Source organism: Glaciecola sp. G7-5 (genome assembly GCF_055808975.1).
On sequence record NZ_CM147892.1, the window covers coordinates 79,918 to 101,444 of the forward strand.

Consider the following 21,527-nt stretch of genomic DNA (forward strand, 5'->3'; position numbering starts at 1 on the left):
ATTTAAAAACAACGCTTTATTGTTAAAAAAGCCGCTTTACTTATGCGAACTTTCTGGGCCATAGCATTCTAAAATAGTCATGCCTTTAGCAGATTCATAGGCAAAATCTTCAAGCCCAGCTGGACAAAAGAAACGGTCCCATTGTTTTAGCTCAGTACTTTTATCGCCCGCTTTAAACACGCCTTCGCCTTGTATCACCACACCATAGAAAAAAGCCGATTCGCTGCGGCTATAGCGCCCATTGGTAAATGCTCGTTTTACAACAAAACAGGATGTTTTATCTGCGCCGATGAGTTCTTCAAGATAGTTGCCTTGCTCATCACTACTTAGCACTTTTGGCTGGCAACGAAGTGTTTCGCTAACCTGCTTAGGAGGAATGGGTGTAAAGTCAAATACGTCTAATGCCGTTTCGATATTGGTCCCCATGAATCTAGCCTGCTCGGGGATGACATAGCCACAACGTTCAAATTCAAATCTTACCGCTAAATCAGAAGGCTCCATAATTTCTAGCATTAATATACCCTCGCCTAAGGCATGAGGGATGCCGCCGGGTATCAAAAATACGTCGCCCGGTTTAACGGCTATGCGGTCAAAGCAACTTTCAATCGCAGCAATATTTTGGCTTTCTATCCATTCTTTTAATGAATCACGACTTGGAGGCCTTTGAAAGCCTGCGTATATATAAGCATCATCAACGCTTTCACGAGTTTCAAGGATGACGTAAGCTTCGGTTTTACCGCGTGGCATACCCAAACGCTCTTGAGCGAAGGCTCTTGTCGGATGCGCCTGAAAATGCAATCGAGTTGCACTGTCTAGATATTTCACTAATGGAATGTCATCAAAAGACGGATTCTCAGTATCTTGGCCTAAGTAATAAGCAGGGTCTTGCTTAAGCAAGTCACGAAATGCGACTTCCTCGCCATTAGCATTTGTCGCCATCGCTAAGCCTTCAGAGATATGCTCACGCCCAACATTCCGTGCTTCAACAGTAGAGCCTATCCAATCTTCAGGAAAGCTTGAATCTTCGGGGCTTCGCTTCCCTTCAATCGTATCGAGCAGCTTACCTCCCTGATAGGTTCGCCATACTCGGTTGGATGAGAACTTGATTATTTGTGTCATCGTTATTTTCCTATTATTTAGCCGTTCTCTTCTACAATGATTGTAAGGTTGACACTATGCCGTTATAGCTCATGTAACTCATAATTAATGCAAATACGAGGATCAAAGTTAAGAGTATATTCGTTAGGGCTGAAAACTTGTGCTCACCCATTAATTTGCTTTTGTTACCAACATAAAATATGCAAGCAACGGTGGCTGGCAATAACAATGCGCCAAAAGCCTGAGAACTGACCATGATAGCAATAGGCTTAGCATTAAAAATAGGCACAATAAGACCCAACAATGAAATTACCAAAGCAATAACACGGTAACTCGGGCGCTTTAAATTTGGCTTGCGTTCGTTGTAGTCATCAAGCAACCACGGTAATAGCGCAACGTTTGGGAACTGAGATGACACACCCGCAGCTATAAGACCAATAGTAAATATTGTCACGGCTGCTGCGCCCGCCAAAGGCTCAAGTAAACCAATCATTTGCGTAACATGGGTAAGCGTAATGCCTTGTACAAATAACGAGCCTGCCGCTGCCGCCATAATCGATGTACTAACAATAAACATTAAAAACGCCGAGAAAAGTGCATCTCTATTTTGTGTTTTTAGATCTTTCATTGTCCAACCGGCCTCTTTTACCAGTATGGTTCGTAAAATGAATAAGCCAGAAAAAACCGTTGTTCCGACCATAGACGCAATCACTAAAAATGAATTTTTGCCAGGGCCGGTATCAGGCACATTTGGCACCATACCTTTAAGGATCTCGATAGCAGGCGGCATTAAAATTATAAAATTAATAAGGAAACACACCGACATTATTGCAACAAATATCGCGAGTACTTTTTCGAACACCTCGGTTTTACCAATCAAAAAGATAATATACACAAATGCGATAAAGAAAATAGCAAAGTAGATGGGGGAAATACCACCCTCTATAAAGTTTTTAGACCATTCAAAACATACATCTGCGATTATCCCCATCACCCCAATTACGCTGCCACTGACTTGGGTAGTTAGCGATACAATAAAAAATAGGCTGACCAAAGGATGAACGTGTTTGCGAAATGCTTGCAGGGCAGTAAGTCCGGTTACCAAGGTAAATTTGCCAAACAAATGAATAAGAAAGTAGGTAATAGCGCATGAAATGAATATTGTCCATAACAACGACATACCATAATCGGCACCTGCTTTGGCCATAGAGGTAACGCTGCCGGTACCCACCGTAAAGCCAAATAAAAATATGCCTGGCAGTAAGGACTTAAAAAATGTTTTTATATTATTTATTGTAAACGCGCAGTAAAAATTAGAAGTCTATGTATCCTAAGCTAAGTTGCTGATTAAGCCAACGAGCAAATTCCTCTAAGTTATTTATTCATGCAAAGTTAATGGGTGGCCGATAACACGGACTAGCATCCAATATTTTCCTAGCGTTTGATTACATAAGACTAAAGATACATGACAAACATTCTGAACTTTTTAAGCGACAAAATGAATGTCGGCGACGCCAGCCCACAAGTTGTATTTGCTCAATTTAACGAATTACTAAAAAAAATCCCGCTTTTGTATTTTATCTTAATGGTGAATTCTATTGCTCTGGCATATACGCATTACGGCGTTGCGCCAGATTATTTGACGATTTATACCGTGCTCATATTATGCATTGGTTGTATAAGCCGAGTCTCAATATGGTACCACTTTAGATTTAAAACTTTTTCGTACAAAGAAGCGAAAAAGCAAATAACCCTGACGATTATAACTGCTGCTTTAATGAGTGTCGGTTTTTCGCTTTGGTGCTTTTTATTATATAGCTACGGCGATTTCTCATTGCGTGCTCATATTATTTACTATATGTCGATAACCGTCATCGGCATTATTGTGTGCCTGATTCATCTTCCTGGCGCTGCTTGGGCAATATCCTTGGTAGTTGGGCTACCCTTTGTTGTCTTTTTCCTGTTTTCTGGAGAGGCAATATTTGTAGCGATTGCAACTAATTTTGTGCTCGTCATGATTGCGGTAGTTATGGTGACCTTAAGCCATTACCGCGCTTTTTCAGAAGTAGTGAATGCAAAAGTAGAACTCGAACTACAGCACAGAAAAACCCAAAAACTCAACATTCAAAACGAAATACTTGCGAATCAAGATGGCTTAACAAAACTGGCTAATCGGCGTAGTTTTGCCAATCACTTGGATGAAAAATTATCTAAGGGCTGCGTGACCAAGCCCTTCCTAGTCGCCTTAATTGACTTAGATGGTTTTAAACCTGTCAATGATATCCATGGCCATGCAGCTGGTGATCGCGTATTGGCAGATGTTAGCGTACGATTGCAGAGTATGTTAGGAAAAAACGTCTTTTTAGCGCGAGTGGGCGGCGATGAATTCGCCTTGGTAAAAGACTGCGAGGGTTGCCAAGATGAAATCACAACACTTGGGCAGCGCATTACCAAAGAATTAGAAAAACCATTCACAATGCGTTCGGGTATTGTCCACATATCAGGCTCATGTGGTTTTGCACTTTACCCTGAATCAGGCACTGAAGCACAAGCCTTAATGGATAGAGCCGACTTTGCTTTGTACGAAGCAAAAGCGCAATCACGAGGTTCATCTATTATTTTCTCTAAAAAGCACGAATCACTACTTAGAGAAAAGTCGAAAGTTGAATTAGCGCTAACCAATAATTTACTTGAAAATGGCATGACCCTGTATTATCAGCCTATCGTCGATGGTGAAAGCGAAGAAATACTAGGGTTTGAAGCTCTCGCAAGATGGTTTCATGACGAGCTTGGTGAAGTACCGCCAGATAAATTTATTGTTATTGCTGAAAAAATTGGCGCTATCACCAACATCACACTAACCCTATTTGAAAAAGCGATACAAGATCTTAAAGATTGGCCTGAACAGCTTTTCCTTTCGTTTAATTTGTCGGTACATGACATAAATAATCCCGAAGCAGTAAAGGCGCTGACCGAGATTGTGCATCGCCATGGTATCGAAACTAGTCGCATACAATTGGAGATTACCGAAACAAGTATGATGAACGACTTTAATCAGTCTTCAGCAACAATAAGGCAACTTCAGGACCAAGGCTTTAAGATTGCCCTTGACGACTTTGGTTCAGGCTATTCTAGTTTGAGCTACATCCATAACTTAGCCTTTGATACGCTAAAGATTGACCGTAGTTTTGTACACAACCTTAAACAAAATAAACGCAGCCAAGGGATTATTAAAACCATATTGGCTTTGTGTAGCGGCTTTAATGTTGGAAGCACCGTTGAAGGGGTCGAAAGTAAAGAGCAAAAGGATCAGTTGTTGTCGATGGGTTGTAGGAAAATGCAAGGCTATTACTTTGCTCGGCCAGCACCTATTGAAAGTTTTACCTTGCCAAGCGCCAAAAAATCTTCAACTTGATATAAGCAAACTAATATCTACCGCACTGTAAACGGCTTAAGTACTTTTACTTATTAGCTTTATTGCTGCTAATGTAAGTTATTTGTTAAAAACACTACAAAGTAACTGTCTTGTTAGTGTATTCTTTTGCATCTTTGCTTCCCCGCCCCTTTGGCAAGCATATAGAATAGATAAACAAGGAACTTGAAACCATGCGTAATCTTTTTACATTTTCTGTGCTAAGCACATTAGTCTGCGCCGGGTTTAGCGCGAACGCAACAGACCTTCAAAATATAAACGACTACCCCAAGTGGTTTAAAGATGCAATGGCAAACGAAGCCAAACTAGACACAACAAGCTCAATAGAAATAAAAGCGCTTGGTGTGAAGGGCGAGGTCGCAGGCAAGTTTACGCTGGCTGAACAAGACGGTACATTTTGGTATTACACCGTTGATATTGGTAGCACTACACCAATCGAGTGCTACGCATTTACAAGTTTTGATGGCCCGGCTAATAGTTTGCACAACATAATGGGACTTAGTATAGATAACACGGCTGCTGCCCACGAAATGAAACTTAGCTCTACCGTAAATTACGCAGTTGATGCGGGCGTGATAGACGATACCCCTTATATTTCTGCCGATACGCTTTACAATATTAGTGATTCTGAGGCATCTTTGTCGGGCATAGTAAAAGGCAAATCAGCAAGAACGAGCCAAAGTCTACAGCTGTGTGTGCATAACGAAATAGGTTATAGAGACTCATTTAGCAAGGTATTTACCTCCTTTGTGGAAGCATTTACCAAATCAGAAGCTGACCCTGAATTTTTTGAAGTGGTTTATCAAATGTCACTCAATGGTATAAATATTGGTTTTGTTGAGGAAAGATATACGTTTGACGCTGAAGGTGATGTAAGCATTGCCAACAACTCAGCAATGTTAATGCCGGTAGACGCAAGTAATTTTGCACGCATTGATAGTGTATCTGATTCTTGGAGCGCCAGTGATGGTTCAATAATTAACGCCAATGAATACGCCGTGCAAAATGGCGTATTAGCGTCAAACTTTACATTGTCATATGCAGATGATGCATGGCAAGTTGCAGGCGAAATGCAAGGTAAAGAAGTCAACAAAACCCTTGAGCACGATGGCTGGTTTTTGTCGGGCTATGGCAGTTATTTAGAGCTTGAGAAATTAAGAAAGTCTGACGCTAGTGTTGGTGAATATTCGATGTGGTCATCGAGCGTTGATCCAAGTTCAGCTTTGACAGTCAAGCTTAAGCAATTAAGCGACAACCCCGACGCTAACTTTGAGGTAGACATGGGGCCATTGGTGATGCAATTTCTGGCTGATGAAGAAGGTATTTTCCAGCGTGGAACAATAAACCAAGGGCCTATAAAAATAGGAATGACGCTTATGCATTCTCGTGGATTACCAACGGCAAAACCGACGACAGTTGAGTCAGAGTGAAAGCGCAATTAGTCTTAATATTGCTCGCATTCTCATGCTGTGCGAGCGCCCAGGTAGCCCCTTCTATTGCCGAATTTTCGGCATCCTTAGCGCCATCGCAAACACTCCCCTTGTCAGAAAGGATAGGTTTAAAATTAAGCTCTAGCCATGCAGAAACGCTCTATAAAACACTTAGCCAATATCACCATATAGAGGCTGAAATTATAGATAGCAATACCCTTGAAGTAAGCATGGGAAAACGTCCGCAGTATGCCGCAAAGATTGGTAATAATAATCGTAAGTACCTGCAAGACAGTTTTGTTATCGACTTTTCTGAGCCCAGTAGTAAGGATTTTATTGCTGCCTTTAGGGCTTCTGCGCTTTCGTATTCCCCTTCTAATGCATCAAGTATCAAGCTCGGTGAACTTGAGGCCTTTGTTGCAGAATATATTGATAAGCCTAGCTATGTGAACGGTTTCAATATTGCTTCGGTGGTGGCGACACAACGCAGTGGCGATTGTACCGAATACGCTGTATTGCTGGCCGCTTTAGTGCGCGCCCATGATGTACCGGCTAGAGTCATGCTTGGAACCGTTTTAATTGACGACAGCACTTCGCTTCGAGCCGTTGGTCATGCTTGGGTTGAAGCGTACAAAGACCAGCAATGGCATATTCTTGATTCAGCGCTTTATCGTTTAATTGGTGCTAGTCGTTACTATTTACCAGCGCAAGCACTAAACAACGAAGGTTTAGGTTTTGCAATGTCGGTGGCCCAATCAGTAAACTTAATTCCCCAAAAAATTGAAAATGTGAGAAGCCTAAAAGAGTAGCGTTTTAGGTCGCTTCATAGCCAGCCGTTGTATTTATGATGTTAGTTTGAAAATAAATTTCGCTAAGCCCTTTTTTTGCTTTGTGTTTAGCGCAATTAAACGATAGGCTAAGAAAAAACGTAAACCGCTGCTCGCAGTTGTGAAAACAATAATACAAAAAGAGAAAAGTATGCCATTTACCCAAGAGCTCACTGACGAGCTAAACCTCATTTTAAAGTTCCCACACAAAAGCCTTATGCAAGGTCTAAAGATTCATCATGATGCTGATCCTGCACTGGTTTCTGCTGCACAACGTTTATTCGACAAAGGTGTGGTAGACCAACCTGACGGCGGCTATCTAACCAACCTAGGCCATGATTTGGCTGAACACGCGTTAGTGATACAAACTGCGCTCACTAGTAAGTAGATACCGAAGTTAGCATTATGACACAAGAAACCAGAGGCCGAATCACTACTCGTACTATTGCTATGCCCGGTGACACCAATCCTTCAGGAGATATTTTTGGAGGATGGGTTTTATCACAAATGGATATTGCGGCAGGTATTTGTGCAGGGCAACGCGCTCAAAGCCGTGTAGTAACGGTATCGGTAGATAGGATGAGTTTTATCCAACCTGTCAGAGTAGGTGATATCTTAGGCATATATACTGAAGTAGACCGCGTAGGACGAACGTCGATAGATGTACATATTGAAGCGTGGGTGCGCCGTGACCGTATTGGCCTACGTGAAAAAGTTACCGAAGCCACTTTTAAATTTGTGGCGATAGGCGACGATGGCAGGCCAAAAGCCGTTCCTGCAAAGGAAGATTTACCTGCTTACGTGCTCAACCTTGACCAAGGCAACATCGATCATTTTAGGTAAAAAGCCACTATATAGATGTTAATGCCAAGCGCAGCAGGCAAATACTGTCTGCCCCGCTGCTAGTCTTGCCGATGATATAAGTAAGTACTAACCCTGCGTTTCTTCTGAATTACCCTTGATTGCAGACGTTGTCATATCTAAATAAGCGACAAACATTTTCGCCCAATCATTAGTCAATCTGCTGAACCAAGAAAAGTTTAACTAGCGCACCTTGAATATTACGTTTTTTTGCTGACATCTTGCAACTTTGTCTCACAATAGCCCTAAGGCATTTATTTAATAGGCCGTTAACGCTTTATTGTTATAGATAAAAACTATAAATCGTTAAAGGGTGCGCTTTTGAGTCGGTATTTTTTAAAAGTCTTTGTATGTCTGCTCATACTGTCATGTGGTGGTGGCAACCGCAATACAACTAACACAGTCATTGCACCTCCTGCATCTGATTATCCTGTAGATGTAGCACCTGAGGCTTCACCTACAGCATCTAAAATTCCACGTATAGCCTCAACTTGGCATATTCAATTAAACACAGGCAGCAATGCTCTGAATGAAAGCTACAACGTGACAATGTATGAGATTGATTTATTTGATTCAACTGTAGAATTGATCGCACGACTAAAAGCAAATGGTGCAATTGTCATTTGTTATATGAACGGTGGTGCGTACGAAAATTGGCGAGAAGATGCCTTGCTATTCCCCGCAGCTGTTCTTGGAAACGATTTAGCCGGTTGGGAAGGAGAAAAGTGGCTTGATATCAGAAGTGCAGAACTCAAACCAATAATTCAAGCAAGGCTAGACTTGGCCGTATCTAAAGGTTGTGATGGCGTGGATGCCGACAACGTAGATGGATATAGCAATGACACGGGCTTTGATATTAGCTTTGATGATCAACTAGCTTACAATAGATATATTGCTAACGAAGCTCGGAAAAAAGACTTAAGCGTTGGTCTAAAAAATGATGTTGGCCAAATCGCTGATTTAGTCAATTATTTTGACTTTACGGTGAATGAACAATGCTATCAATACAACGAATGTAATACCTTAACCCCTTTTATAAATGCAGGGAAGGCCGTATTTAATATCGAATACGATGATAGATACATAAATAACACGTCAAACGCGCGCGATGACCTATGCGCAGACTCAAATGCAAAAGCATTCTCAACCTTGGTTTTGTCAATTCAATTAAACGGCGATTTCAGAATCGCGTGCAGGTAAGCTTTAGCCACAATCCCTCGCCCCTTACAGCTATATATGCACCTAGTAAATAATGCAGAAACCTTGGGGTTTAAAAGCTCGGGCTGTTGCATAATAGGGGCTTATAGTTTATTTTCATTCACATATAGTTTATTTTAATTCACATATAGTTTAGTTTAATTCACTTGAAGCTTAATTTAATTCTTACACGTCAATCGTCAGAGTCAGCTTACTATTTTGCAGTAGGACAGTCGGCAGGCAGGTAGCAATGGCACAACTAAGATAAACGTATCGCCTAAAATAGTGATAGTCATTATCTGGTCGCTCTCGCAGAGTAGCCAACACTAAGGATTCAAACACAGTATTTTCCTATGAAAATCAAGAATTTGAAACAAAGGGCAAAGCATGATTGCTACGCTTTAAAAATAATAGAAGCATCAACATAAAAGCCTCGTAAAGGACACGTATACATGAAAATGAAGAACTTGAGATGGTGGGTTATATCCCTCGTAGCACTCGCCACTATTATTAACTATATAGATAGACAAACTCTTAGTGTGCTTTGGCCTTTTATGGGTAAAGAAATCTACCCTGAAAAATCAGATGCTGAACTTAAAGAAGTATATGGCATTATCAGTATCGTATTTTTGTTTTCATATGCCTTTGGGCAAGCCTTATTTGGTAAGATATTTGACTGGGTAGGTACACGCTTAGGTTTCGTTTTGTCTATCGGTATTTGGTCGATAGCAACGGTTTTACATGCCTTCGCTCAAGGCATTTTGACTTTTAGTATTTTCCGCTCAATTTTAGGTGTGTCTGAAGCGGGCAACTGGCCGGGCGCTGCTAAAGCAAATGCCGAATGGTTTCCCACAAGAGAGCGGGCGCTAGCTCAAGGTATATTTAACTCAGGTGCAGCAATTGGTGGCATTATCTCTATCCCGTTAATTGCATACCTAGCGCTTTTCTTTAGCTGGAAAGCTATCTTCGTTATTGTTGGTATAACCGGTTTATTATGGCTTATCCCTTGGTTGATTGTTGTTAAGTCACCACCAGGTACTCACCCGTGGATCACTGAAGAAGAGCGCGAATATATTCTTACCGGTCAGAAAAACGAAAGTTTAGATGAAGAAGGTAATATCGCCGTAGAGTATGCCCCTAATACTGGACAGCTTTTATCTCATAAACAAAGCTGGGGCGTGATTATCGCGACGGCGGCTATTGACCCTATTTGGTGGTTATTCATCGTTTGGATCCCCACTTACTTAGTTGAAGTTTATCAAATGGATGTTAAGGGATTAGCAATATACGGCTGGGTTCCTTACTTAGGCGCGATGTTTGGTGCATGGTTTGGTGGTTTACTAGCCCAAAATAGACTGAAAGCTGGCTGGACAGTAAACAAAACTAGAAAGTTAGTTATCTGCCTTGGCTGCCTTATTATGCTACCAGCATTGTTAATGCTTTCTAATCCTGGCGGTGAAGTAGCAGCAGTGTTAATTATGGCGACCATACTGTTTGGCTTCCAAACCTCAATCGGTAATGTACAAACTTTACCTAGTGATTTATTTGGTGGCAAGACCGTAGGTACTTTATCCGGTTTTGCAGGCATGTGCGCAAAACTGGCTGCTGGCGCATTGATATACGCGGTTCCAGCCCTAACTGCTGATGGAAACTATACCATTGTATTTGGTATAGGGGCCGCGTTAGCATTACTTGCTATGCTAAGTATATTAGTGCTTTGTCCTAAGATTGAGCCTATTAAAGCTAAAAGCTAAATCTTCCTAAAAGAAAGCCGCTACACTACCAAATGTAGCGGCTTTTTTACTTTTTTAACACTGACTTAAACAAATCAACACCTAATGCTAGTTCGATCGCTATTGAACAATCCACCCGTTAGTTAAGCATATTTCAATTTGGCCGATTACTAAATATTGCCCGTTATAAATTGAATTTGTATGCCATATTTTTCCTTAGTTTTTATACTCATCTTTTGTGTTTCCAACCTCTTTGTATCAAATAGTAATGCCAGTGTTGTCTATCCCGCGCTCAAAAAAGCTTCTCCGATAATAGCGAAACGTCTTGCGTCGAAAGAAATTAGCGAGATTATTGAAATCGTGTTGAAGCTACAGGTGGAATGTCAGCAAGAAGGCAGTGAAGATGTATGTGATGGAGTGCTTGATGTCATTGCTGTTTTGCAAGAACGTGTCACCAGTATTGAAGACAATATTGATACCGAAACGCTTGCTTTTATAGATGGACTAATTAGTGGTATTTATGAGGACAATCAGACTAGCACAATGTCTCAATCCAAATAGCATTGTCACCTCAGTGGCATAAAAAGGGGTTGAGCTAAACGCCCAACCCCTTTTCGATTATTCCATTAAGCTAATCTAAAATAACTTAACAGCAGCGTCGTTTATGACGTTTTCTTTTTCATTACTTTGATCTTGTCGTTCACTGATTTAACATCGGTGGCGTTTTTAGCAATCGATATCGCTAGATCACGTTCTGCGTCAGTTTCAACTTGGCCCTCTAAAGTAACCACACCGTCAGAAACATCCACATTGATGTCTGTGCCAGACACTTCTGAGTTAAACAAGAATCTGCTCTTCACGACCGTGCTAATTTTTGCATCTGTGAGTGCAGAATATTTTTCGTCAGAATCCATTTCATCCATTTCGTCCATTTCGCCTGACTTTGCGTATTCTTTTTCGTTGTAAATAGATAAACGGTTATCAACAGACTTAACACCTTCAATACCCATGATTAACTCTTCAGCTAACTCTTTGTCGATTTCATTGTCTACTTTACCAGTTAAGGTTACTTTACCATTTACAACATCGGTGTCGATATCGAACGAATCCAAATTACCGTTAAATAATAATGTGGCTTCGGCTTTACCATCTAACCAAGCGTCCATGGCCTCTTTTTCCCATTTGTTATCAGCAGCGAGTACTGGTGAAGAAAGGGCAGCGATTAAAGCAACAGATAATAGAGTGCGTTTCATAATAATTCTCCTTAGGTTTATTTTAAACTACGATAATACTGAAGCCATTATCATGCCACCATGTAAATCATTGTTTTTAAAGGAATGTTTAATAAGTGGGAAAATGTCTTTGTAATTTCTACAAGATGTTTAACTAATTATTTCACGCACGCCATAATAAAAGTTATGGACAACAATCATTTAAATTTCAAACCCACAACAAAATCTGGGTAAAGAGATTAAATAATATTCATAGCCGAAATCAGTGACTCGACTAAGGAGCCTGCGGCCCATGACAAGGGTATACTTGCTCCTAACAATATCCCTTTGAGCCCTTGCGGCAAATCAATGGGCCACTCTGAAGCAGCATGAATTTCTTTTTTTGTACTAATAAGTGAAGCCATTTCACGTAATACCTCGGAGTCATTTAAAATGGCTTCGTGGGAGCCCATATTATTTTTCTTCATCAAAGCATTAATGCTTTGATTAAGACGAGCAATAGCGAGGGTTTTCTTGTTTGATACTATTCTTTGTACTTTAAACACTGGCAAGAAAAGATATAAACCAAGGCTGATAAATACGCAAAATACAATGACAATATCAAGTACAGGCACAGACTTATTTAACCAAAACACGGGGATAATCGCTATTGAGCTTGCACATAAGGCAGTGTTATAAACCACGAGATCTGAAATAGGTTTGAGTTCTTTTAAACTAAACAGGTCTAAACTCTCACTATCCAAAAAGTTAGCGGTGACATACTTAGTGCTATATAAACAGGTAAGAATAAAATAGATAGCCGCCGCCCAAAACGGGATCGCCGATACATTCATAAATAGCTCTAGCTGACTCCATTCTTCTGCTAACAAATCCTCAACATATAAGTAGACAAAAGTTATACAACTCCCCAAGATTATACTCAGCCATTTAAGCTTTTTCACTTTTAAGAAAAAAGCCATGAGCAATAAATGTGTGTATTTCTGCGCAAGCGAATTTTTGACAGCTTGCTCCAAGGCCTTAAAGCAACAATGCATAAGAAAACGGGTACTGATAAAGGTAAAGACCGTGATAAGCGGCATGCCTAGTGCTGCATTTCGTATTCGAATAGCTGAATCAGAATCAAGCTCATCAAAGGCACCAAGCATACTAGCAAGGGCATATAATACGAATAGGTAAACGAGTCCAAAAATAAATTCTTTTTTAAAGTTAAATCCACTAATACGATTAATATTCATAGCTCACATTAGTACCTTGAGTAATTGACTTACTACACCCGCACCAACCCATGAGAAAAAGGGAATCATTAGTATAAACAAGAGTTTCATCATAGTGGGAACAGTAACGGGTAAAGTAGAAATCGTTTTTATTTCTTGGCGAACAAGTAATAAATCAGAGGTGTGCTCTAAACGATTGCTGTCATCTACTAAACGTCTATGAGGGGCATTATCGTTTATGCTTTGATCCCTCTGTTGTTGTGTTAATTGTTCGCTCAACAATTTATTTATAGCATTGATTGTGCATTCTTTTTGGACCCTGATTGTTGTTTGCATCATATTAAGGGGCGCTATTTGCACCAAAAATGTAATGCCCGAGATAATCCCAAGAATAACGATATCGAGCCATAATAAATCAACAAACAAGGTAACCAATAAGTACAAAAGCATATGAAAACAATAAGCAAAAAATGACGCAAACAAAAAATCGCTGATTGGCTTTAGTTTCTCAGATTCAAACAAGGATATACGGGCAAACTTTGCCAACAATAAACGCAAACTTAATTGCACTTTGTAGATGGTTAGCACCAACATAACGAGCATAATCCAAAACGGAAATATTTGCGCAAGCAATACCCATCTATATTCTTGTTCCGGATTTGCAATCCAAAAGCCCGAAAAATGCAAATATAGCGCAGCAATACAAAACGAAATGAAAAGCGTTAGCCCGAAACTGAGCAATTGGAAGCGAAGTAAAAACTGAGTAAAGCGGCGTTGCGCTTTAATGTAATCACGTTCAGTATTAATAATTGAAATAAGCGCTAGTGATTGGCTTCCCAAGCGGATAAAGAGCACATTGCTATAAATTAATGCGGCGCTTATTAAAGGACAGACTAAGGCTGCACTCGCGTCTCTTAACACATAGTCAGGTTGTGTTCTATCAAGTGTAAAAAAGCCTAACTGATAATTGAGCATCCAAAAGCACACTAAGTAGAGCAAGGCTACAATCATAACAATGTTGATGTGTTTGCTTTTTATCATAGCCTTGCGCATTATTTGGTTGATATGCTGTTAATTTACCCATCGCTACTTGTGCCAATAGCTTAGTTAGCGCCCATCCATGTGTTTCATTAATTCGTCATAATTTGCTTTTACGATTGCTATGTCGGCAGCGGGTACCTTCTCAACGGCTTTAAGCATACGCATAGCACCTTCCATTTGTTTGCGCATCGATTCTGGTACCATTGCCATCATCTCAGGTGTAATATCAGTCATATCAACAGGCTCTTTTTCCATCTCTATCGCCATCATTGCGGCTGAGACCTTGTCACCGATTGCGGCCCATTCTTTTACCGAATCAAAGCCTGCATCGTCTGCTAGTTCGGTCAATGCATCAACTTGTGATGCGTCTAATTGTCCGAGCATTTGGGTCATTATGCTAATATTGCCATTGGCGTCTGTATCAAAATTAATGCCTTGAGTGTTATTGAAAGAGTCTTCTATGGCTTTAATCTCTGGGTTATCAGTATTCATTAGCATATCGATAGATTTGATGTACTTGTCAATTGATGATTGAGTTAAGCTTTGGCTTTGGGCGCTAGCAGCACCTAAGAGCAAGAACAGAGCGATAAATATAGCGCTAATTGCTGTGTGTTTCATGTTAAATCCTTTTTGTTGAGGTCGTTAAAATACTACCCATTTTTATATTTTTGTTCAAATAATATCCATAATACAGAGTAGACTGTTGGCTAAGTTTTCACACCCAGCCAAGAGTTTATTTTCAGTGTTCACAAACCGTAAAAATCAGTGCCTATCAACCCCCAATGAAAAAGTAGAAAAACGGCGAATATAGTAAAACCAGCATAAAGCGTAAAATGCATTCGCTGCCAAGTAGTCCAACCTGACTTAGTCCAAGCCGGCCACACACAGACCAAATGAATTATGCTTTGAATGCACAGCACAATCGTAAGGGTTAAGGCTATCTTCAAGGAGATGGGTGGAAAAGGTGATTCGTCAATAGTAGAGATATCGAGATCCATAATTGATAGCATCCCAATTCCCAGCGTGACAAAAAATGCAAGCCACAATAAAACTGAAAAAACGTTTACCCACCGCAGTATTTGTCCAGCAAGACTAGCATCAGATTCTCGCCTAAAGCGATAATACATTCCCAAGATAGCGCTAAGCGTGAATAATGCCGTCCCACCAAAGCCTACCAACAAAGCGTTGGAACTAGAAAGAAAACCTATTTTCTCTAATGTACTAGAGCCAAAGCCACTCTGTAGACGCACAACATCGCCGTTTCTATCTTTTATGAGGCCCAGTCTTACACCGTTTTGATTGACCCAAAGATTTTCAGCCATAGGAGCATAGCGCGTAGGAGTAGAACCAAATACAAGATAGCCGTCTTCGGTTGCGGATATCTGTGTATCAGAGCCTAGGTTAAACAAATTTGCTCCGCCTCTAAACGGTCTACGATTGTTTAAATAAGTCCCAGCAATGGCATTGGCTTCTTCAACATTCCCTTTTAAGGCAAGGAAGTCTGCCAAGGTGCCAGAGCCAGTAACTTGCCTTACAATCGACCATGCTAGTTTTTCTCCCCTCGATCCGGCGGTATCCATATTGGATGATACAAACACGCCCATGTCGAGTGCTGGAACAATAAACATCCAACTTAAAAATCGTGTGGCCCCGCCATGACCAATAGTGGCTAGGCCATCAACCTCGTTGAGCATAAAGCCCCAGCCCATGTCATCACCAATGGCATTCTCGAATGCAGGTCTTTGTATTTTTTGCCAAGTCTGGGCCGTTAATAGTCTACCGCCATCATATTGGGTTTGATTTAACAGCATGCGCATAAAGGTTGCCGCATCTACTGCGTCCATTGCTACAGCGCCTACCGGCTCTTGAGGGCGAATAGCCATGAACTTAATCACTTTCGCCACGCCAGATTCCATTTTATGTGGTTGCGCCATTCTAGCTTCAAGCTCCTCAGGATTGCGTTCTAGACCCGGGTCTTGCAGGGTAGTGGATACCAAGCCCACCGGCTCTAAAATACGAGATTGAACAAAGTCGTAATAACCCATTCCACTGACTTGCTCTATCACGTAGGCGGCTATATTGGAGCCAGTATTAGAATAACTAGTACGCTCACCTGGGGGAGCGATACGGGCCGGTTTGCGTGTTGTCACGGCTTCTTCTAAAGAAATATTTCGATTTGGGTCAACAAAGTCTTGCAGATGATCCTCAAAGCCTGGCCGGTGTGACATCAAATCACGCATAGTGATTTGTCTATCGAATGCTTCTTCTATTTTAAGTGCAGGCGCAATTTCATTCAACGGCTGGTCTAAATCTAGCTTACCTTCTTCTGCGAGCATATGGGCCGACAACCAAACAAATAGCTTAGAGATAGACCCAATTCTAAACAGCGTATTCTTATCATTGGGGATGCTCTTATCTGCATTGGCTAAACCGTAGCCTTTGGTGATGCTTTCATCGCCCAACACAACGGCAACTGTCATTCCGGGTGGCTCAAAATCATTTATTTTGCTGGTGACATAGCCATCGATAAAACTTTCAAGTTTTATCATTTCTTGTGTTTTAGCGCTGTTGACATCAGGCTGAATTGAGTCGGGTAATTGCGCAACAAGGTCCTTAGTTAACGATTGTTCATCTGAATCTTGCGCGACCGATACCTTAGCAAAAATAAAGCATAAAAATAGACTGCTAAGGCAAATCCATCTTGTACGACATAGTAAAGTGTCCATAACCTTCCTTAGAAAAGTGCGAGTAAGCGTCGTAATAAGTTATCATGGGATCAACTTTTTTAGAACAATATTTGAGCAATGAAGTTTCTACGCAATAATCTGGGCTAAAGCTTTTTGTGTATCGTATTTTAAAGTTGTATTAAAAAAAGATAGAAAGACAAGACGTAGGTGCTTGTATTTTTGCCTCTCCATACCAAGTACATAAACAATAATGTTCGTTAACGATGACTAGGACTACGCAATTTATGCAGACAAACAATCAAGCCTTAGGTTTTCAACAAGAATTTTATAGCACCCTACCTGACTGTTATGTCGAGGCCGAGTCCGCCTTGTTTGCCTCCCCATCGTTGATATTCTTTAATCAAGATTTAGCAGATACACTTAAAGCCAGTTTTCCAAAAACTGATGAAGCGCTTGCAGAGCTGTTGAGCGGACAAGTGTTAAGCAGTGATGCCAAGCCCATTGCTCAAGCCTATGCTGGCCACCAATTTGGTCACTTTAACCCACAGTTAGGTGACGGGCGCGCCATGATATTAGGTGAATTGCTTGATGAAAACGGGGCAATTCATGAACTCGATTTGAAAGGTTCTGGGGCTACGCCATTTTCACGTGGGGGAGATGGTAAAGCAGCGCTTGGTCCAATGTTACGTGAGGTTCTTATTAGCGAGGCCATGCATGCTTTAGGCGTAGCAACTACCCGCTCTTTGGCAGTGGTTGCTACCGGTGAGCAAGTATATCGAAGTCCACCGCAACCTGGGGCGGTATTATGCAGAACTGCGAGCAGCCATATTCGAATTGGTACCTTTCAATTTTTCGCCGCGCGCGACCAATATGACGTGGTCGAAAAACTCGTGCAGTTTTGCATTAAACGACATTATCCTGAATTGAGCAGCAGCCAAAACCCAGCTCTCTCTTTGCTTAAAGCCACCATAAAAACCCAAGCAGAGCTAATTGCAAAATGGATGGGATTAGGTTTTATTCATGGCGTTATGAACACCGACAACATGCTTATAGGCGGAGAAACGATTGACTATGGCCCCTGTGCATTTATGGATATTTATGACGAGAATACGGTGTTTAGTTCAATCGACCAAAAAAGTCGTTATGCGTATATCAATCAAGCGCCTGTTGCGCAATGGAATTTATCTCGCTTTGCTGAAACTTTATTGCCACTGATAGATGACGACAAAGAAAGCGCCATTGAACTAGCGACCGAGGCGGTTAGAGCCTTCAATCCTCAATACAGCCAAGCCTACCGGGCTCTTATGTGTAAGAAACTCGCATTATTGCTTAAACCCGATGCCGAAGAGGGTGAACAAAAAGAAGCGCATCTCGACACACTTGATAGCATTATTTACGAATGGACTAGTTTATTAAAAAGCATCAAGCTAGATTGGACCCAATCCCATTACTTTTTGACGCAATATTTACTCTCTCATCAAGCTGATAAAACATTATTATGCATGAGTGGAAATTCACCTGAGTTACTAACATGGCTAAATAAACGCAGCTTGCATAGTGTCCCTAACGAAGAGCTCGAGCATGTATTGAATAAGCAAAACCCTGCGGTTATTCCTCGTAATCACTTAGTTGAAGAGGCGCTTGATGCGGCTAGTTACGACAATGACTTTGGCCCCTTTCAAGCATTGCTGGGTCAAATATTAAAGCCTTATGACTACCCTAGCGATGAACGTTACGCCAAGGAAGCCCCTATCGCATTTACTGAGGGATTTGCTACCTATTGTGGCACTTAAAACCAATGCATCGTTTAACATAGCTACCTGACAGTCTAAACAGGTAGCTTTATGCTATTTACCGGTATAGAGCCAACATGAGAAAACGGCTTGTGCTTGCAATAACTCCCCATGTCTCCTAATCTAGGCTCACAACATTGGCGACTGTATTTAACTATGCTAAAAATAATCATCATCATTCTAACGTCAGTATTGATTACTAGTTGCAGTCAAGAAAGGTCAGACCAATCATTTAGCATTACTTTGCGCCTAAGCCATGTGTTTAATCAAAACGAAGAGCTAGCTAAGTCGATAGAAACCGTCGCGAATCAAATCAATAGCAAAAGCAAAGGCGCAATCAAAATACTCACCTACCCCAATGCCCAAATAGCCGCATATAAAGATGGGGTCGAAATGGTTGTGCGCGGCGCTTATTTTATTTCGGTAGAAGACCCATCTTACATTGGTGACTACGTGCCTGAATTTACCGCACTTGTTGGGCCTATGTTGTACAACAACTACGACGAGTATATGGAAATCATCAAAACGCCAATGGTGCAAGGCTGGAAAAACGAGCTAGAAGAAAAAGGCATTAAAGTACTTTCGCTGCAATACATTTTTGGCTTTCGTAACTTAATTACCAATAAAGTGATTACAACCCCAAGCGACTTAGAAGGTGTAAAACTTAGAACGCCCGGCAGCAAACTATTTATTGAAACTCTAAATGCGATGGGTGCAAACGCGACCCCTTTGCCTTGGGGAGAAACCTTTAGTGCGCTACAGCAAGGTGTGGTCGACGGCCTTGAAGGCTCAGAATTTACCAATTTAGGGGCAAAAGTATATGAAACCGGCAAAAAGAATGTGGCATTTACAAATCACTTTTTAGGTACCTGCGGGGTCTATATATCCACTGAAGTTTGGGCCAGTATTCCAGTAAAGTATCAGCAGCTCATAGAGCAAGAATTTACGAACGAAGCCCAGCAAATGATTGCAAGACTCAAAGCACAACACGCGCAAGTTATCGCTGAGTTAGAATCTCATGGTGTTGAATTCAACCAAATCGACAGAGCAGCCTTTGAAGCCAAAACCATTGCTTTGTACGACGGGAAATTACCAGGGGTAACGGTTGAAATGTATGAGCAAATTCAGTCTGAGTTAGTCAAAATTAGAGCTAAGGCAGCGCAGAAATGAAGAAGATAAAATATTTTCTCAAACATTTTGAAGAAATACTGTGTGGCGCTTTGTTAGTCATAATGATCACCCTTGTGATTATTAATGTGCTACTGCGTTACGTATTCAATATCTCTATTTCGTGGTCAGAAGAAGTTGCCACTATTTGCTTTGTTTGGTGCGTGTTTGTGGGCGCTAGCGCTACTTACAAACACAAATTAGATATGGGAATCGACCTGCTTGTTAGCAAAACACCCGAGCATATTGCGTGTTGGTTGCGCCTGTTTACTAACCTCATTTTATTGAGCATTAATGCTTACGTTTTTTACATGGCCATTGTGTTTACCAACATTGCATGGGCAAAGCCAACCGCTGTGCTTGGCATCAGTTCGGCTATTTTCAACTTAGCACTAGTATTTGGGTTTGGCTTAATTACTTTGTACACCTTAAGGTTTTTGTACAAAGATGTGAGCAATATAAAACACAAGGTCACCCAAGCATGATTTATTTACCCATCGTAGTCTTGTTCGTTTTATATTTTTTAGGTGTGCCGGTCGCCTATGCTCTAATTGGTTCAGCGGTGTTTTACTTCACCTTTTTTGATGCCGGTATGCCACCTGACTTAGTGCTACAAAAATTTATAACGTCAGCGGCGTCCTTCCCATTATTAGCTATCCCATTTTTTGTAATGGCTGGCTCGATTATGAATTATTCAGGCATTAGTAAAAGGCTAATGCAAATGGCTGAAGCCCTCACCGGACATTTAGTCGGCGGTTTAGCACAAGTGAACGTGGTGCTTAGTACCTTCATGGGCGGTATATCTGGTTCGGCGAATGCCGATGCTGCAATGCAAAGTAAAATTTTAGTCCCGCAAATGGAAAAAAACGGCTACAGCCGCGCGTTTTCTGCCGCGATTACGGCGTCATCATCTGCCATATCACCGGTTATCCCCCCGGGCATTGTTATGATTATTTATGCCTTAATTGCGCAAGTATCGGTAGCCGATTTATTTCTCGCAGGCTATGTACCTGGCTTGTTAATGGCCGCTGCACTTATGATCACAGTGTCGTTGATTGCACGCAAACGTAAATACGCCCCCTCAAGAGAAAAGCGCGCGGGATGGCGTGAAATTGCTAGGCAGTTTAGGCTGTCAATTTGGTCACTATTGCTCCCCTTAGGCATTATTTTAGGCCTACGATTTGGCTTATTTACGCCCACAGAAGCAGGCGCTATGGCGGTGTTAGCGACCATTATTCTTGGCGCTTTTGTGTATAAAGAACTCAAGCTTAGCCATATAAAGGCCATTTTATTAGATACTATTTATGGAACAGGCACCGTTGTTCTTATCATTGTGGCCGCCTCGGTCTTTGGCTACTACCTCACTTGGGAGCGTATTCCCCAAGACTTAACCGCCTTACTCCTCGAATTCACCTCTGACAAATACCTCATGCTTGGGCTAATTAACATATTTTTGCTCCTTATTGGCATGGTACTCGAAGGCGGCGCAGCGCTTATTATAGTGGCTCCATTACTCGTACCCGTCGCCGTCGCACTGGGGGTTGATCCTATTCATTTTGGTATGATCATGATTGTCAATATTATGATTGGTGGCATTACCCCACCTTTCGGCTCCCTCATGTTCACGACCTGTTCAGTGACTCGCGTGCCTGTTACACATTTTATAAAAGAGATTTGGCCATTTATTATTGCACTGCTAGTAACGCTTATTGTGGTGACTTATGTCCCTGCCCTCATCATGTTTTTGCCCAACCTTTAAGCTCAATTGATAATGTAAGCCCCAACGCAAAATCTTGCTTTGGGCAATTGTGCCC

General features: G+C 41.4%; 19 protein-coding genes. 12 read left to right on the top strand and 7 right to left on the bottom strand.

Annotated features, from left to right (window positions below):
- Positions 1-36: 36 nt before the first annotated feature.
- Positions 37-1,119 (bottom strand): class I mannose-6-phosphate isomerase, encoded by a 1,083-nt coding sequence (locus AC0L6H_RS00325; protein ID WP_473391858.1) that lies wholly within the window; start codon positions 1,117-1,119, stop codon positions 37-39.
- A gap of 31 nt (positions 1,120-1,150) precedes the next feature.
- A complete protein-coding gene (locus AC0L6H_RS00330) occupies positions 1,151-2,392 on the bottom strand; it encodes an Nramp family divalent metal transporter (RefSeq protein WP_473394633.1) in 1,242 nt (413 codons plus the stop codon).
- Positions 2,393-2,563: 171 nt separating this feature from the next.
- On the opposite strand from AC0L6H_RS00330, the gene AC0L6H_RS00335 reads away from it, so the two are divergent.
- The 8 genes from AC0L6H_RS00335 (at position 2,564) to AC0L6H_RS00370 (ending at position 11,140) form a co-directional block, all read left to right on the top strand.
- Positions 2,564-4,513 carry a putative bifunctional diguanylate cyclase/phosphodiesterase gene (locus AC0L6H_RS00335; RefSeq protein WP_473391859.1) on the top strand — a complete coding sequence of 650 codons (1,950 nt, stop codon included), beginning with the start codon at positions 2,564-2,566 and terminating at the stop codon, positions 4,511-4,513.
- Positions 4,514-4,704: 191 nt separating this feature from the next.
- Positions 4,705-5,961, top strand: coding sequence for a hypothetical protein (locus AC0L6H_RS00340; protein WP_473391860.1), 1,257 nt, complete (start codon positions 4,705-4,707; stop codon positions 5,959-5,961).
- Entirely contained in the window at positions 5,958-6,770 is an 813-nt protein-coding gene (locus tag AC0L6H_RS00345) for a transglutaminase-like domain-containing protein (RefSeq protein WP_473391862.1), read from the top strand. The genes AC0L6H_RS00340 and AC0L6H_RS00345 overlap by 4 nt, the downstream gene beginning before the upstream one ends.
- Positions 6,771-6,939: 169 nt before the next feature.
- Complete coding sequence (locus AC0L6H_RS00350; protein ID WP_473391863.1) at positions 6,940-7,176, top strand: TIGR02647 family protein; 237 nt, start codon at positions 6,940-6,942, stop codon at positions 7,174-7,176.
- 17 nt (positions 7,177-7,193) lie between these two features.
- Positions 7,194-7,631, top strand: a complete 438-nt coding sequence (locus tag AC0L6H_RS00355) for an acyl-CoA thioesterase (RefSeq protein WP_473391864.1) — start codon at positions 7,194-7,196, stop codon at positions 7,629-7,631.
- A 339-nt stretch (positions 7,632-7,970) separates the two neighbouring features.
- Positions 7,971-8,849, top strand: coding sequence for an endo alpha-1,4 polygalactosaminidase (locus tag AC0L6H_RS00360; protein WP_473391866.1), 879 nt, complete (start codon positions 7,971-7,973; stop codon positions 8,847-8,849).
- A gap of 449 nt (positions 8,850-9,298) precedes the next feature.
- A complete protein-coding gene (locus tag AC0L6H_RS00365; RefSeq protein WP_473391868.1) occupies positions 9,299-10,600 on the top strand; it encodes an MFS transporter in 1,302 nt (433 codons plus the stop codon).
- Positions 10,601-10,780: 180 nt separating this feature from the next.
- Positions 10,781-11,140 carry a hypothetical protein gene (locus tag AC0L6H_RS00370; RefSeq protein WP_473391870.1) on the top strand — a complete coding sequence of 120 codons (360 nt, stop codon included), beginning with the start codon at positions 10,781-10,783 and terminating at the stop codon, positions 11,138-11,140.
- 101 nt (positions 11,141-11,241) lie between these two features.
- Here the strand turns inward: AC0L6H_RS00370 and AC0L6H_RS00375 are convergent, their stop codons facing one another.
- The 5 genes from AC0L6H_RS00375 to AC0L6H_RS00395 all read right to left on the bottom strand — a co-directional run bounded on the left by AC0L6H_RS00375 (position 11,242) and on the right by AC0L6H_RS00395 (position 16,792).
- Positions 11,242-11,832 carry a BON domain-containing protein gene (locus AC0L6H_RS00375; protein ID WP_473391871.1) on the bottom strand — a complete coding sequence of 197 codons (591 nt, stop codon included), beginning with the start codon at positions 11,830-11,832 and terminating at the stop codon, positions 11,242-11,244.
- A gap of 218 nt (positions 11,833-12,050) precedes the next feature.
- Positions 12,051-13,046 (bottom strand): hypothetical protein, encoded by a 996-nt coding sequence (locus tag AC0L6H_RS00380; RefSeq protein WP_473391873.1) that lies wholly within the window; start codon positions 13,044-13,046, stop codon positions 12,051-12,053.
- Between the two features lie 3 nt (positions 13,047-13,049).
- Positions 13,050-14,066, bottom strand: a complete 1,017-nt coding sequence (locus AC0L6H_RS00385) for a hypothetical protein (RefSeq protein WP_473391874.1) — start codon at positions 14,064-14,066, stop codon at positions 13,050-13,052.
- A gap of 66 nt (positions 14,067-14,132) precedes the next feature.
- Entirely contained in the window at positions 14,133-14,684 is a 552-nt protein-coding gene (locus tag AC0L6H_RS00390) for a hypothetical protein (protein ID WP_473391875.1), read from the bottom strand.
- Positions 14,685-14,812: 128 nt separating this feature from the next.
- A complete protein-coding gene (locus AC0L6H_RS00395; protein WP_473391877.1) occupies positions 14,813-16,792 on the bottom strand; it encodes a serine hydrolase domain-containing protein in 1,980 nt (659 codons plus the stop codon).
- A gap of 245 nt (positions 16,793-17,037) precedes the next feature.
- On the opposite strand from AC0L6H_RS00395, the gene AC0L6H_RS00400 reads away from it, so the two are divergent.
- From AC0L6H_RS00400 to AC0L6H_RS00415, 4 genes are all read left to right on the top strand, one after another.
- A complete protein-coding gene (locus tag AC0L6H_RS00400; RefSeq protein ID WP_473391878.1) occupies positions 17,038-18,546 on the top strand; it encodes a protein adenylyltransferase SelO in 1,509 nt (502 codons plus the stop codon).
- Between the two features lie 111 nt (positions 18,547-18,657).
- Positions 18,658-19,716 (top strand): C4-dicarboxylate TRAP transporter substrate-binding protein, encoded by a 1,059-nt coding sequence (locus AC0L6H_RS00405; protein WP_473391879.1) that lies wholly within the window; start codon positions 18,658-18,660, stop codon positions 19,714-19,716.
- Positions 19,713-20,198: a TRAP transporter small permease gene (locus AC0L6H_RS00410; RefSeq protein WP_473391880.1), complete on the top strand. Its 486-nt coding sequence runs from the start codon at positions 19,713-19,715 to the stop codon at positions 20,196-20,198. The genes AC0L6H_RS00405 and AC0L6H_RS00410 overlap by 4 nt, the downstream gene beginning before the upstream one ends.
- Positions 20,195-21,472, top strand: a complete 1,278-nt coding sequence (locus AC0L6H_RS00415; RefSeq protein WP_473391882.1) for a TRAP transporter large permease — start codon at positions 20,195-20,197, stop codon at positions 21,470-21,472. The genes AC0L6H_RS00410 and AC0L6H_RS00415 overlap by 4 nt, the downstream gene beginning before the upstream one ends.
- Positions 21,473-21,527 lie beyond the last annotated feature (55 nt).